This is a genomic window from Phytoactinopolyspora mesophila, from assembly GCF_010122465.1.
GTDB lineage: Bacteria > Actinomycetota > Actinomycetes > Jiangellales > Jiangellaceae > Phytoactinopolyspora > Phytoactinopolyspora mesophila.
The window spans coordinates 1-13281 of the sequence record NZ_WLZY01000018.1; the positions used below are offsets into that span (position 1 = coordinate 1).

The window sequence follows — 13281 nt, forward strand, 5'->3', positions numbered from 1 at the left end:
CCGAACCCGGAAGCTAAGCCCTTCAGCGCCGATGGTACTGCCCTGGAGACGGGGTGGGAGAGTAGGACGCCGCCGGACATAAACATCACACAAAGAGGGCCGCCCCATTCCCGGGGCGGCCCTCTTTGGCATATCTGCAATCATTGGACCCAAGGGACAACCCCACGGGTAAGGGAGATAGCTGGATGGCTGAGCGGCGAGACGAAGGACGGCCGGGTAACCGCTCCGGCGACGCCAGGGGTGGGAGCCGGGGGAGTTCCGGTGGATCGGGTGGCCGTGGTCGTGGCGACAGCGAGCGTGGTGGTAGGCCGCCCGGTGGCGGGCGCGGAGGCCCCGGTGGTGGCCGTGGTCGTGGCGACGACGAGCGTGGTGGTAGGCCGCCCGGTGGCGGGCGCGGAGGCCCCGGTGGTGGCCGTGGTCGTGGCGACGACGAGCGTGGTGGTAGGCCGCCCGGTGGTGGGCGTGGAGGTCCCAGTGGCGGCGGTGGCCGTGGTCGCGGCGACGACGAGCGTGGTGGTAGGCCGCCCGGTGGTGGGCGTGGAGGTCCCAGTGGCGGCGGTGGCCGTGGTCGCGGCGACGACGAGCGTCGAACGTCGGGCCGAAGCCAGGGCGCCGGTCGTGGAGACGCGGACCGGAGCCGATCGGGCGGAGGGCGACCTGCGCCTGGCCGCGATGAGGTGAATGATCAGCCCGATGCCACATCGCAGATCCCGGATCCGTTGATCGACGAAGATGTAACGCCGGAAGATCTCGACGACGACCTCTTGGACGAGCTCAGTGGCCTGTCAGCCGGTGCGGCCAAGGTGGTGGCGCGGCACTTGGTGATGGCGGCACGGCTGCTCGATGAAGATCCTGAGGCGGCGTACCAGCACGCGTTGGCCGCACGCCGGCGCGCTGGACGGATCGGCATGGTTCGAGAAGCCGCGGGGATTGCCGCATACCGGGCTGAACGCTACGCGGAGGCATTGGCTGAACTGCGGGCGGCGCGCAGGATGACCGGCTCAGCAGAGTACTTGCCGATGATGGCTGACTGTGAGCGCGGTCAAGGCCGCCCCGAGCGTGCTCTCGACCTTGCTTCGGATCCAGCGGTAACTGGCCTGGACACGGCCAGCCGCATGGAGATGCTCATTGTTGCCGCTGGTGCTCGCCGGGACATGGGCCAGCACGCGGCGGCGGCGGCGTTGCTGCAAGTGCCGGAGCTTCGCGCTGAGGCGAAGGCTGGATGGGTGGCGCGTCTGCAGTACGCCTACGCCGACGCCCTGGAAGCAGCAGGGCGCGAGAAGGAATCGCGCCGTTGGTTCATGCGCGCGGCCGAGGCTGATATCGAAGACGAGACAGACGCGGCCGAACGAGCAGCCGGCAATAGCTGACATGTCCCGACGCGGCGGGAGCATTTGCCGCCGCTCGGTCTTGAGCCCCATGGTTGTGCGCGCATCTGAGCCGTGAACGAAGGGGCAGATGCACGAGGGACGATCATGTGACGCAGCTGACCCTCGCGGTGATCGTCAGTACGTTGTGGTCGCGTTGGTACAGCCACGTCGCACTGACGATCACCCGAGAACGACCACAGGTCACTGACGATCACCGCGTAGGTGCTTTTCCACAGGAGCGATTGAATCCGGGGCGGAGTTGTCCACAGATCCACTTTGCCGGTGGTGGGCGCGGGAGACGACGGCGGAACATGGTCGAGACATGTTCTCGGGAGCGTTTGCTCTCGTTGTCTACCGAGGGAGTGGACTCGATGGGTGTTCCGTCCGAACGGCTCGAGCATCGAAACGAAATCCGGCTGGTAGGTCGCATCGCGGCGGAACCGAAGGCGAGAGTTTTGCCGAGCGGAGACGAGCTGGTCAGCGTGCGGCTGGTAGTCGAGCGGCCGCCCGATGCGACAGCCCGTAGCCGCCGAGCCAGTGTGGACACCATGACCTGTGTGGGGTGGACACCTATGGCTCGCTACTGGTTGCAAATGGTCGAGAAGGATGACGTCGTGGAGGTCACCGGGTCGCTGCGGCGTAGGTTCTGGCGTTCAGCCGAGGGGCCCCGGAATCGCTACGAGGTGGAAGTCACGCGGGCGACGCTGCTGACGGGCGAGGCGAACCAAGATTCGCCCGGCACGGACGCCGACGTCGTACCACTCAAGGGCGGCGGCGGTGTAAGCGGGGTTTAGGCGTCGACGGTGACGCTGGACCAGAGCCTGCTCTGGTTTGTGGTCATTGGTCCGGCGCCGATCACCAGCGAAGTCAGATGGGTCCGGCCAGGTGCCGCACGTAGGGATGGCACCGTGCGGGAGATGGATTGGGCAGCCCGGAGTCGCATGCAATGGGGCGAGTGCCGTGCGGGAGGATGGTTGGTGTGACTGAACTGGTACCAGTGGAGACCGAGCCCGAGGGCGGCGATGTCGTCGCCCGGATCTATGACGTCGCCTTGCTGGATCTTGATGGTGTGGTGTACATCGGCCCTGATCCTGTGGAGCATGCAGCCACCTCGCTGAAAGCCGCGCGAGCTGAGGGCATGCGCCTGGCATTTGTCACCAACAACGCCTCGCGGCCGCCCGGCGTGGTGTCCGCGCACTTGACCGAACTCGGCATCGAAGCATTCGAGCATGAGGTCGTCACGTCGGCCCAGGCAGCGGCGCGCCTTCTGGCGGAGCGGGTGCCCGCGAACGCGAAGGTGCTGGTGATCGGTGGCGAGGGGCTGTTCGCAGCGCTACGCGGGCAGGAGCTGGTCCCGGTGAGGTCTTTAGCGGAGGAGCCGGTCGCCGTTGTTCAGGGTTTTGGCCCGGACGTCGGCTGGCGAACACTGGCCGAAGCGTCGTACGCGGTGGCCAGTGGGTTGTTGTGGGTGGCCAGCAACCTTGATCGCACCGTGCCGACACCGCATGGAATTGCCCCCGGCAACGGGGCCTTGGTGGATGTGGTCAGAACTGCCACTGGGCGGGAGCCGATAGCTGCCGGCAAGCCTGAGCCTCCGATGCATCGTGAGGCCATGTTGCGTACTGGCGCGCGGCGCCCTCTCGTCGTCGGCGACCGGCTGGACACTGACATCGAAGGTGCCACCCGGGCAGGTGCAGACAGCCTCTTGGTGCTCACCGGGGTCACGTCGGCACAGGAGGTAGTGCTCGCACGGCCGGGCCTGCGTCCCACCCACATCGGGCATGATCTCCGTGCGCTTCACGAGCCGGCTTCGGCGCTGGCAGTGACAGCTGGGCTGCAGACGGTCGGCGAATGGCGCGCGGAGGTCACGCGCGGGCGCCTGCTGCTGACCGGCCCGAGGCATGCGGCCGACGACACAACCCGGCTGGACGCGTTGCGGGCCGCCTGCGGCGCTGCGTGGGCGGAGGAAGGTGACCTGGACCGCCCGTCGGTGGATGCCGCGCTAGCGTCGTTGTTCGCCCGATAGCGCGCGACTGATACGCGCAGTACGGCGCATGCGCGAGCTGTTGCATCGCGATGGTGGACTGCTTCTGGATCCGCAGGCCGGGAGTCGGCCTAGGCGATGCTCGTTGTCACCGAGCCGCGGCGGCGTATGTCATCAGCTTGCCGGCCAGCTCGCGCGGGCGGCTCAGGGCGACGTAGTGCCCGCCGGCCATCTCGTCGGCGTCGATCCCCAGCCGCTGCTGAGCATGCCGCCGCGCCCACGGCGCCGGGAACATCCGATCCTCGCGGCACAGCAAGTAACGGGTTGGTGTGTCCGGCCAGGCGTCGAGCGGCCAGGGCTCTCGCAGGGCCCTTGACGCCTCGTCTCGCTCCCTGCGCCGCGCTTCGGCGGCAATGTCGGGGGATACGTCGTGATAGAAGACGTCGTCGTCGCCGCTTTCCTGGTGGGCGGTGTTCGCCCACCAGTCAGCGAAGGCCTCGCCGGGCGCGGGAATCATCGCCGCCACCAGGACGAGCAGGTCGACCGGAATGCGTTCGCACACCAGCGGGGCGGTGAACCCACCCAGCGAGTGGCCCACAACGACGACGTCACCGCGGGTGCCGGTCGCCTGCACGACAGCGTCGACGTACTCCGTCCAGCCGGCCGACTCGTCTTCGCAAGGCAGGTCGACGGCGATCGGTTCGTGTCCGGCCTTGCTCAGTTCGGCGGCGATCAGGTGCCAGTCCCAGGCGCTGCCGCCACCGCCGTGGATGAGTGCGAATGTCGTCACCGGGGCAGGCTAGCAGGCAGAAGGGCGGTCACAGCCGGCGCGCGGTGATCAGCCAGGCGCGGGATTCGAACCACACACCGCCGCCGGTGTCATGCGCGGCGAGAGTCGCCCGGAGCCGATCGAATGCGCGCTGGGCGCACGCGGGATCCAGGCCGGTGACCAGCTCCGTCGCCTTCCACAGCTGGAGGACTGCAGCACACGCCTGGTCGGCATCCGGGCCGTAATAGACCGGCTCGCACACATCGACGAAATTCACCGCCGTGAAGCCTGCCGCGCTCAGAACACCCGCCACGACGCCAGGATCGGCCAGAGAGAAGGCTGAGCCGGCCGCTGCGGCAGGCATCGACGACGCGCGATCGCCGGTGAGTGCGACCCGGATCGCGCTATCCCACTCTTGGCGGTCGCCGGCCTGCCAGACGAGCTGTGTGAAGGCCGAGCCCGGACGCAGGGCTCGCCCGATGTTGGCGAACGCGGCGACCGGGTCGGAGAAGAACATCGTGCCGAACCGGCTGATGCCGAGACTGAAATGCTCGCCCGGGAATACATGGGTCTGGGCATCGGCGTGCACGAAGCTGGCATTGCCGAGCTCCTCGGCCTCGGCCTGTCGGCGGGCTCGCGCCAGCATCGGCCCGGAGATGTCGATGCCGAGGGCGGTTCCCGTCGATGCGGCTCGGGCCGCGTCCCGGGTGGTCTGGCCCGCGCCACAGCCGATGTCGAGGACACGATCACCCTGCCGGATGTCGAGGACGTCCCACAGCCGTTGGTGATAGTGCCGGAGCTCGGCGTCGTAGTCGAACATCGTGACCGCCTCCTAAGCCACTGGTCCGTCGCGGAGCACGCCACGTACGGTGTCGAGACGTACACCCGGCTCGAGGTCGGGCAGCCACCACGTCGCGCCGGCCTTCGCGTACGGCTCGGGGTCGACACCTGGCGGCAGGCTGACGGCGATGTCGTACGAGGCCATTTCGCCGCGGCGCACCTCGGCGAGGGCATCGGCGATCTCGCCGAGCTGCTCCGGGTGCTCGAGATTGGCCGGGAAGAAGCCGTCGAGCCGCGCCGCCCGGCGGATCGGCTTGAGATTACCCGGGAACCCGGCGGCCCACACCGGCACGCCGGGCCGTTGAACCGGCCTGGGCAGGAACGTGATGTCGTCGACGGTGTAGTGCTCGCCGCGATGGCTCACCGGATCTCCGGTCCAGGCCGCGGCCAGGATCGCCAATGCCTCGTCGAGCATGCGTCCGCGCCGCCGGTCGTCGGGCGATTCGCCTGTCCTGGACAGCTCACCGGCGAACCGGTCGCTACCGATGCCGACGCCGAGGGTGAGACGGCCGTCGCTGAGCCGATCCAATGACGCGGTCTCCCGCGCAACCTTGGTGGGCCTGCGGCGGGGTAGCGGTGAGACCATCGGGCCGAGCCGCATCCGCTCAGTCGAGGTGGCGATTGCCGCCAGCGCGATCCACGGGTCGGCGACGTGCCGGACCGGTGGCCGCCAGCACAGCTGATCCCACACGAAGCAGCCGTCCCAGCCGCGTTCCTCCGCTTCGGCGGCAAGGCGCGCGATGACCCGCGGGTCGGCGAGGTCCTCGAACAGCGGCAGCCACAGCGCCGACCGCAGCCGGTTCATAGGTGGCCTCCGTCGGTGTATCGCCGGTGCCGCACGGTCGCCGAAGGTCGCGGCGCACATTTCGAGTGTGTTGACCTCGAGGACTTGTCCGCCGTGAGCGGGTGATTGGTCATATCAGGCACGCTAAGCTGCCAGAGGCATCGTGAAAAGCGATAATTTCCGATCAAGTCGATCGTCTAGGTCAATGTATTGACTACGCTGGCTGTTGTGACCGACGTCGAGCTGCGCCACCTTGCCGCGATGGCTGCCATCGCCGAGGAGGGTTCATTCGGTCGGGCAGCCGCCCGTCTCGGGTACACCCAGTCGACGGTGAGCCAACAGGTCGCCGCGTTGGAGAGGGCCGTCGGCGGCCAAGTGTTCGACCGGCCGGGCGGCCCCAAGCGTGTGCGGCTCACCCCGCTCGGCGCCGTCGTCCTCGAGCATGGCCGTGAACTGCTGGCGAAGGCCGAAACTCTGGCGGATGCCGTGGACCGGTTCCACGCGGGCGACGGCCGGATCGATATCGGCACGTTTCAGAGTGTGTCCAACGTGATCCTGCCATCAGTTGTACGCCGGCTGCGGGACGAACAGCCTGGCTGCGACATCAGGTTGTCCGAGGAAGAACCAGATCAGCCGCAGATCGGTGATCTTGACTTGCTGTTCTACGACGGCCGCCTCGACGGCGACGTCGAGCACTTGAAGCTGCTCGACGATCCGTATCTGCTGGTGGCTCCCGCAGGCGCTTTCCCCGACGGTCCGGTCCCGCTGGAGCGCCTGGACGGCGTGCCGATGGTGGCCTGGCCGCTGATTTGCGACCAGCTTCTGATGGAGCAGGCAGTAGAGCGCAGCGGCGCCCGGCCGCAGGTCGTGTTCCGCACCGCGGTCAACGACGCCCTGTTGTCGATGGTGCGAGCCGGCATGGGATCGGCGGTGCTGCCCTGGCTCGCCATCCGGGGAGCCGATGTCTCGTCCGACGACCGGCTCCGCGTCCACGAGCTGCGCCCGTCCCTGCCGTCACGGGAGATCTACCTGCACTGGCGGGCCGGGCGTGTTCACTCGCCACTTGCCGGCCGGGCCATGGAGATCGCAGCTGAGGTCGCGGCCGAGCTGGCGGCCGAGTTCGCGTCGCAGGCTGCCGGTCCGTGACGTCTAGCCGGTTGCGTTCGTCCGGGGCAAGGCCACCACCCTGCACGCGAACCGGCTGACCCCCACTACGTGCACGTTCGTCTAATCGATCAGCGTGGCGTTCAGCATGATGGTGCGGGCCGCCTGGCCGGCGTTGGTGAGTTTGTCGAGTAGTAGCTCGCCTGCTGCACGGCCGAGTTCATAGGCGGGCTGGCGAACCACCGAGATCGAGGCCGACAGCAGACCGGTCCACGGCGCGTCGTCAAAGGCGACGATGTCGATGTCGGATCCGATGGTGAGCCCTTGCTCGGCGATCACCTCGAGGACTCCGACCGCCATCAGGCTGTTGGTGACCAGCAGCGCCTCCAGATCACCGGATTTGAGGACTTCGCGTGCTGCGTCGCGCGCTCCGGCAATCTTGAAGTCCGCGTAATGGAGCAGGCCGGGGTCCGGCTCGATACCGGCGTCCTGGAGAGCCTCCCGGTACCCCAGGGCGCGTTCGGCAGCCGTGAAGACTCGCTGCGGCCCGGTGATACATGCGATGCGCCGATGTCCGGCGGCGACGAGGTGCTCGACGGCCGCGCGGGCGGCACCGCGTGAATCGACCAGCACGGCGTCGATCGATTTCGGGCCACGTACCGGCCGGTCGAGCGCTACCACCGGCACCCCGCTGGTGAGCAGCCGGTGGACATCAACCGCGGGAGACGTGGGGGTGATCAGTACGCCAGTGACACGACTCTGCTCGGCGATGTCGAGGTATTGCTGTTCTTTGTCCGGATTCTCGTCGCTGTTGCACAGCAGCACCGAGTATCCGGCCGACTGGGCGACGTCTTCCACACCGCGGGTGACGCTGGTGAGGAAAGGATTCTCGATGTCGGCGATGATCAATGCCCACAACGCGGAGCGCTGCTGGCGGAGGCTGCGGCCCAAAGAGTTGGGTACGTAGTTGAGCGCGCTGACGGCGTCGAGCACCCGTTGTGAGGTTTCGGGCCGTACCCGCTGGTCGTCGTTGAGAACACGCGAGACCGTCGCCGTGGAAACACCGGCGCGGGCCGCGACGTCACGGATGGTTACCAACGCGCTACTCCTGGGGTTTGAGCTGGTCGAGCGGCCGAGGCCGCACGCGGTAAGGCGGACCAATCACGCAACGATGACTGTAGCCACCGGCTGACCACGCCATGACCGTACCCAGTCGCCCGGCGGTAGCTCGGTCTCAAGGTCTCCACCCCCACATCCTGCGTCCGATGACCAGATCATAACGTTTACATTCCGTGAGCGCCATTGCTGGTAGCTGTTTTATGAGGCATAAGTCCAGCTCAATAGCCAATTCTCTTGTGCTCCATGTCGGTTTCCGTTCACAGACCATTGACCTCAGCGCCCAACACTCTTAACATCTCGCGTAATCGTTTACATTCAGTGACCGCAGGAGGTACGATCTCGATGAAGATCACCCGTCAGCATTGGCGTCGCGGTACCGGACTCGCTCTAATATCGGCTGCCGGCCTCGTTCTGGCAGCGTGTGGGGACGACGGCAACGGGGGAGCCGACGACCCCGACTTCCCGACCAGCGAGATACGGCTCATCGTGCAAGCGGCCGCCGGGGGAGGCTCCGACCTTTCCGCCCGGGCACTCGCGAACGAGCTCGAGGAAGAACTCGGCCAGAGCGTGGTAGTGGAGAACCGGCCGGGAGCGTCCGGATCCACCGCGATGCAGTTCGTGGCCGACCAGAACCCGGACGGGTACACGATCGGCTTCCTCCCGGTTGAGGTTGCGATGCTCGACCACCTGGGCTTCGACGTGCAACCTGAGAACTACGACTTGCTCGGCCAGATCATGAACGGCCCCGGCTCCATCGCCGTGCCGGGTGACAGCCCTTACGAGACACTGGATGAGCTGCTGGCCGCTGCCGGCGAGAACCCAGGACAGATCAGCGTCGGCAACTCGGGTCCCGGCTCGATCTGGGAAGCGGCCACATTCGGCCTGGGAGATGCGGCCGGAGTCGAGTTCAACCCGGTCCCCTTCGACGGAGGCGCGGACGCCGTCGCCGCGGCCATGGGTGGTCAGATCGATGCGGTGGTGGCTGGAGTGGCGGAGTCTTCCCAACCGCATGCCGAAGGAACTCTTCGTGTGCTTGCCGTGCTGCACGACGAGGAGATCGATAGTCTGCCTGACGTCCCGACAGCCCAGGAACTCGGCCACGACGTCGTGTTCGGCGGCTGGGGCGGCATCGGTGCGCCCGACGGGCTGCCCGACTCGGTACGGGACACGCTCGCAGCGGCCATCGAGACTGGCGCGTCGGCGGACGGCTTCGTCGAGACGATCGAGTCTTTCGGTGCCATCCCGACGTACCGCTCGCCGGAGGAGTTCACCTCCTTCGTCGACGACGAGTACGAGCGCTTCGCCGGACTGATTGACTGACAGATGAACCAGAGATCCGCTCCTGGAACAGGGCCTGAGGGGCCAGCGGTAGCTGGTGTCGTCGGCCGGCATCTCGGAGCGAGTGAGGAGCCGGGCGCTTCGGGCGACGCCCCGGACCGCCAGTCGATGGGGCCAACGCGGAAGGTTCGCGAACTGACCGTCGCCGCGGTTGGCCTGGCCGGCGGTCTAGCGCTGCTGGTGCTCGGCGGCAACATCGAACTGCGGGTCAACGTCGGCGGAATCGATCCGCGATGGTGGCCGCAGGTGCTCGGCGCATCCGCGGTGGTGCTCGCGGTTGCGCTGTTCGCTCAGACCCTGACGAGGCCCGTGCGGGAGTCGGGCAACGAGCCGGCCAGCCGGGCAGGCGCCGTCCGGGTCGTGGCGTCGCTGGCGCTGGTGGCCGGCTATGTCGTGGCGTGGCAGCACGTCGACTTCCGGATCTGCACCGTCGCTCTGCTGATCGCGCTGGCAGTGCTGTACGGGGCGCGCGGGATCGTCGCGCTGGTCATCTATCCGGTGGCTGTCACCGGGCTGATCTATGTCTTGTTCGACGTGGGGTTGAGGGTGCCGCTGTGAACGCCGTCGTCGATGGGCTCTCCGCGCTGGCGGATCCCAGTGTCTTCATGTTCATCGGGCTCGGCCTGGCGCTGGGCATGCTCGTCGGCGCCTTTCCTGGCGTGACGGCGAGTATGGCCGTGGCGCTGGCGGCGGGTTTCACGTTGACGCTCGAGCCGGTCCAAGGGCTCGCCGTCCTGCTGACCATCTACGTCGCGGCCAACTTCGGGGACCGGGTACCGGCCATCCTGATCAACACACCCGGTACGCCGGCGTCGATTGCCACGACGTTCGACGGCTACCCGATGGCCAGGCAAGGCCAGGCCGGCCTGGCCTTGACTGTCTCGGCGTTCGGCTCGGCCATCGGCAGCATCGTCAGCATGGGCCTGTTCCTCGTCGCCGCTGTTCCAGTGGCCGCGTTCGCGTTGAACTTCGGTCCGGCCGAGCTGTTCGCGCTAGTGGTCTTCGGGCTGACGATGATGGTCGGAGTCTCGGGGGCCAGCATCGCCAAAGGGTTGCTGGCCGGTGTGTTCGGGCTCGCCCTGGCCACCGTGGGGCGGGACCCGATCACTGGTGATTCCCGCTTCACCTTCGGCATCAACGACTTGAGCTCCGGCGTGCCGTTCATTCCGGTGATCATCGGGTTGTTCGGCATCGCCGAAATTCTCGATCAAATGCTGACTCACCACTCGGCGACGGCACGGCCCATCAAGCAGTTCGGCCGGTGGTGGCCGACGCGGGCCGAGTCGAAGCGGTTGATCAAGCCGGTGGCGGTGGGCAGCGGCGTCGGCATGGTGGTTGGCGCGGTGCCCGCGGCCGGCGGCGACATCGCCGGGATCGTGGGCTGGGACCGCGCGCGCAGGCTGTCGAAGAAGCCGGAAGAGTACGGCAAAGGGTCGATCGAGGGAATCACCGCTGCGGACACCGCCAGCAATGCGACCTTCGGAGGCTCGCTGACAACCACGATGGCCCTCGGCATACCGGGCGACGCCGTCATGGCCGTCATGATCGGCTCGATGATGATCTGGGGGATCCAGCCTGGTCCGTCGTTGTTCGACCGGAACCCGGACCTGGTGGTCACGATCGCCGCCCTGATGGTGATCGCCACCGTGCTCGCGCTGCTGGTGAGCCTGATCCGGATGCGTGGGATGGTGAAGCTGCTGGACGTGCCCAAGTCATATCTGTGGCCCACCATTCTGATCTTCTGCGTCGTCGGTACCTACGCGACGTCGAACAACGTCTTCGACGTGATCGTCATGCTCGCGGCGGGCGTCGTCGGGCTGGCGTTCAAACGATTCGGGGTGCCGGCCGGTCCGGTGGTGCTCGGATTGCTGCTGGGTGCCCTGGCTGAGGGCAATCTGCGACGGGCCTTGACCATCGGTGGCGTAGAGCAGATCCTCACCAGTCCGATCGCCATGGTCCTCCTGCTGCTGAGCCTGGCCGCGCTGGCCGGTCCGGCACTGCGCCGATACCGCACCCGAACGAAAGAAACGAAAGAGGCTCAATACTGATGAACCGCCCTCAACCCCAGGTCCTGACCGCTTTGACAACGCCGTTCGGACCGGACGGTTCGGTTGATCTGCAAGCCGTGCGCACGTTGGCGGCCAGAGTCCGAGACGCGGGTGTCGACGGGGTGTTCGCCGCTGGAACCACCGGTGAGTTCGTCGCCCTGACTGATCAGGAGCGCCTCGACACGGTGCGGGCAGTCTTGGACGTCTTCCCGCCGGATCAGGTCGTCGCGCATGTCGGTGCCGCCTCGGCACGTCAAGCGGAGGCACTCACCCGAGCCGCCACCCGGGCCGGGGCCCGGCGGCTGGCCGCGATCACACCGTATTTCCTGCCGGCCGGCAGGAAAGCCGTGCTCGACTACTACCGGCGCGTCGTCGACGCGGCCGACGGCGCTCCGGTATACGCATATCTGTTCCACGGGCTGACAAACACCGTGGTCGAGCCGGAGCTGCTCGGCGAGATCGCGGCCATACCCGGTCTGGTTGGTGTCAAGGTCAGCGGGGAGAGCGCCGCCGTCGCCGAGACGATGCTGGCGCATCTGCCGGACGGCTTCGAGTTCTGGTCGGGCAACGACGGCGAGCTGGGTGAGATGCACCGGCTGGGCGCAACCGGCGTGGTCTCGGGCTGCTCCAACGTCTTCCCGCAGGTGTTCGTGGCCCTCGCCGCTGCCGTCGCGGACGGTGATGCACAGCAGGAGATGGAACTGGGCGCCGTGGCCGCGCGCGTCGTCGCCGGGCTGTCGTACGGCATCCCGGCCATGAAGGTCGCGCTCGACGCGCTGAACCTGCCCGGCGGAGCATGGCGGATCGCGCTGGACGATCCGGACGCCGCGACCCGCGCGGATCTGCACGCCCTGATGGGCGAGCTGAGCCCCTGATGGACGCCGAGCCCCTGGCTGCGGGCCTGACAGCGACGGGCCACTGGCGTAGTTTCGTCGTCCGGGACTTCTCTGCCTGGCGGCAGTGTCATGCGCCGACGGTGGCCGACGCCGGCGGGCACCTCGTCGTCGCCTGGTTCGCCGGCGAGCGCGAAGGCGCCCCTGACTCGTCGATCTGGCTGGCACGTGGACACGGTTCGGCCTGGTCAGCGCCGCAGCGGGTGGCCGCCCATCCCGGTGAGCCGTGCTGGAATCCGGTCCTGTTCACCGCGGCCGGGCAGTTGCTCCTGTTCTACAAGGTGGGTTCGCCGATCCCGGCGTGGCGCACCATGGTCATGACCTCCGGCGACGGCGGCCGGACATGGAGCGCGGCGCGCGAGCTCGTCGGCGGCGATCGGGGCGGGCGCGGACCGGTGAAGAACAAACCCATCGTGCTGTCCAATGGGGACTGGCTGGCGCCGGGGTCGACGGAAGGGGAGTGGTGGGACGCGTTCGTCGACCGCTCGAACGACGATGGGCGCACCTGGCAGCGCACGTTCCTGCCACTCGATCACGAAGCCCACGCCGGGCAGGGCGTGATCCAGCCAACCCTGTGGGAATCCGCGCCCGGCCATGTGCATGCGTTGCTGCGCAGCACCAACGGCTGGGTGTGCCGCTCGGACTCCGTAGACGGCGGGCGTAGTTGGTCGCCGGTGCTGCCCACCGGGCTACCCAGCAACAACAGCGGCTTGGACGCCGTCCGGCTGGCGGATGGACGCGTCGTCGTCGTTCATAATCCGGTCGGGCAGGCGTGGGGCGCGCGGACCCCGCTGGTCGTATCCATCTCCGCCGACGACGGCCACACGTGGCGCCGGGTGCGCACGCTCGAGGACGCTCCCGCGCCCACGCATCAGATCGTGGGCGAGCCCACCGGCGTCGTCACCGACGGCGTTGCCGAGTTCTCTTACCCGGCCGTGATTCCGTACGGCGGTGGCGTCGCCGTCGTCTACACCTGGCAACGCCGAGGCATCGCGTTCGCCCACCTGACCAATCTGTGACCTCGACCTCAGC

The 13281-nt window shown here is 67.7% G+C and carries 14 protein-coding genes and 1 rRNA gene; 11 read left to right on the forward strand and 4 right to left on the reverse strand.

Annotation, left to right across the window (positions count from 1 at the left end):
- The 5 genes from rrf to F7O44_RS28765 form a co-directional block, all read left to right on the forward strand.
- Positions 1 to 78, forward strand: a 5S ribosomal RNA gene (gene rrf / locus F7O44_RS32400); the annotation flags it as partial.
- Positions 79 to 261: 183 nt separating this feature from the next.
- On the forward strand, positions 262 to 681 hold the full coding sequence (locus F7O44_RS28750) for a hypothetical protein (RefSeq protein ID WP_162453778.1): 420 nt from the start codon (positions 262 to 264) through the stop codon (positions 679 to 681).
- Positions 678 to 1370 (forward strand): hypothetical protein, encoded by a 693-nt coding sequence (locus F7O44_RS28755; protein WP_162453779.1) that lies wholly within the window; start codon positions 678 to 680, stop codon positions 1368 to 1370. The genes F7O44_RS28750 and F7O44_RS28755 overlap by 4 nt, the downstream gene beginning before the upstream one ends.
- 371 nt (positions 1371 to 1741) lie before the next feature.
- Positions 1742 to 2164: a single-stranded DNA-binding protein gene (locus F7O44_RS28760; RefSeq protein ID WP_162453780.1), complete on the forward strand. Its 423-nt coding sequence runs from the start codon at positions 1742 to 1744 to the stop codon at positions 2162 to 2164.
- A gap of 185 nt (positions 2165 to 2349) precedes the next feature.
- Positions 2350 to 3396 (forward strand): HAD-IIA family hydrolase, encoded by a 1047-nt coding sequence (locus tag F7O44_RS28765; RefSeq protein ID WP_222851803.1) that lies wholly within the window; start codon positions 2350 to 2352, stop codon positions 3394 to 3396.
- A 106-nt stretch (positions 3397 to 3502) separates the two neighbouring features.
- Here the strand turns inward: F7O44_RS28765 and F7O44_RS28770 are convergent, their stop codons facing one another.
- From F7O44_RS28770 to F7O44_RS28780, 3 genes are read right to left on the reverse strand one after another with little or no spacing between them, the layout of a single operon-like run.
- Positions 3503 to 4144 (reverse strand): alpha/beta fold hydrolase, encoded by a 642-nt coding sequence (locus F7O44_RS28770; protein WP_162453782.1) that lies wholly within the window; start codon positions 4142 to 4144, stop codon positions 3503 to 3505.
- 28 nt (positions 4145 to 4172) lie between these two features.
- Entirely contained in the window at positions 4173 to 4943 is a 771-nt protein-coding gene (locus tag F7O44_RS28775; RefSeq protein WP_162453783.1) for a class I SAM-dependent methyltransferase, read from the reverse strand.
- Positions 4944 to 4955: 12 nt separating this feature from the next.
- Complete coding sequence (locus F7O44_RS28780; protein ID WP_162453784.1) at positions 4956 to 5768, reverse strand: LLM class flavin-dependent oxidoreductase; 813 nt, start codon at positions 5766 to 5768, stop codon at positions 4956 to 4958.
- Between the two features lie 207 nt (positions 5769 to 5975).
- Here F7O44_RS28780 and F7O44_RS28785 point away from each other — a divergent pair, with 207 nt between their 5' ends.
- Positions 5976 to 6893, forward strand: a complete 918-nt coding sequence (locus F7O44_RS28785; protein ID WP_162453785.1) for a LysR substrate-binding domain-containing protein — start codon at positions 5976 to 5978, stop codon at positions 6891 to 6893.
- 81 nt (positions 6894 to 6974) lie between these two features.
- Here the strand turns inward: F7O44_RS28785 and F7O44_RS28790 are convergent, their stop codons facing one another.
- On the reverse strand, positions 6975 to 7949 hold the full coding sequence (locus F7O44_RS28790) for a LacI family DNA-binding transcriptional regulator (protein ID WP_162453786.1): 975 nt from the start codon (positions 7947 to 7949) through the stop codon (positions 6975 to 6977).
- Positions 7950 to 8312: 363 nt separating this feature from the next.
- Here F7O44_RS28790 and F7O44_RS28795 point away from each other — a divergent pair, with 363 nt between their 5' ends.
- Genes F7O44_RS28795 through F7O44_RS28815 form a run of 5 tightly spaced genes read left to right on the forward strand, consistent with a single transcriptional unit; the run spans position 8313 to position 13268 of the window.
- Positions 8313 to 9290: a tripartite tricarboxylate transporter substrate binding protein gene (locus F7O44_RS28795; protein WP_162453787.1), complete on the forward strand. Its 978-nt coding sequence runs from the start codon at positions 8313 to 8315 to the stop codon at positions 9288 to 9290.
- 3 nt (positions 9291 to 9293) lie between these two features.
- The gene (locus tag F7O44_RS28800; protein ID WP_162453788.1) at positions 9294 to 9866 is read left to right on the forward strand and encodes a tripartite tricarboxylate transporter TctB family protein; all 573 of its coding nucleotides are present in this window, start codon (positions 9294 to 9296) and stop codon (positions 9864 to 9866) included.
- Positions 9863 to 11356 (forward strand): tripartite tricarboxylate transporter permease, encoded by a 1494-nt coding sequence (locus F7O44_RS28805; protein WP_162453789.1) that lies wholly within the window; start codon positions 9863 to 9865, stop codon positions 11354 to 11356. The genes F7O44_RS28800 and F7O44_RS28805 overlap by 4 nt, the downstream gene beginning before the upstream one ends.
- The gene (locus F7O44_RS28810; protein ID WP_162453790.1) at positions 11356 to 12231 is read left to right on the forward strand and encodes a dihydrodipicolinate synthase family protein; all 876 of its coding nucleotides are present in this window, start codon (positions 11356 to 11358) and stop codon (positions 12229 to 12231) included. The genes F7O44_RS28805 and F7O44_RS28810 overlap by 1 nt, the downstream gene beginning before the upstream one ends.
- Positions 12231 to 13268 carry a sialidase family protein gene (locus tag F7O44_RS28815; protein ID WP_162453791.1) on the forward strand — a complete coding sequence of 346 codons (1038 nt, stop codon included), beginning with the start codon at positions 12231 to 12233 and terminating at the stop codon, positions 13266 to 13268. Before F7O44_RS28810 ends, F7O44_RS28815 begins: the two co-directional genes overlap by 1 nt.
- Positions 13269 to 13281 lie beyond the last annotated feature (13 nt).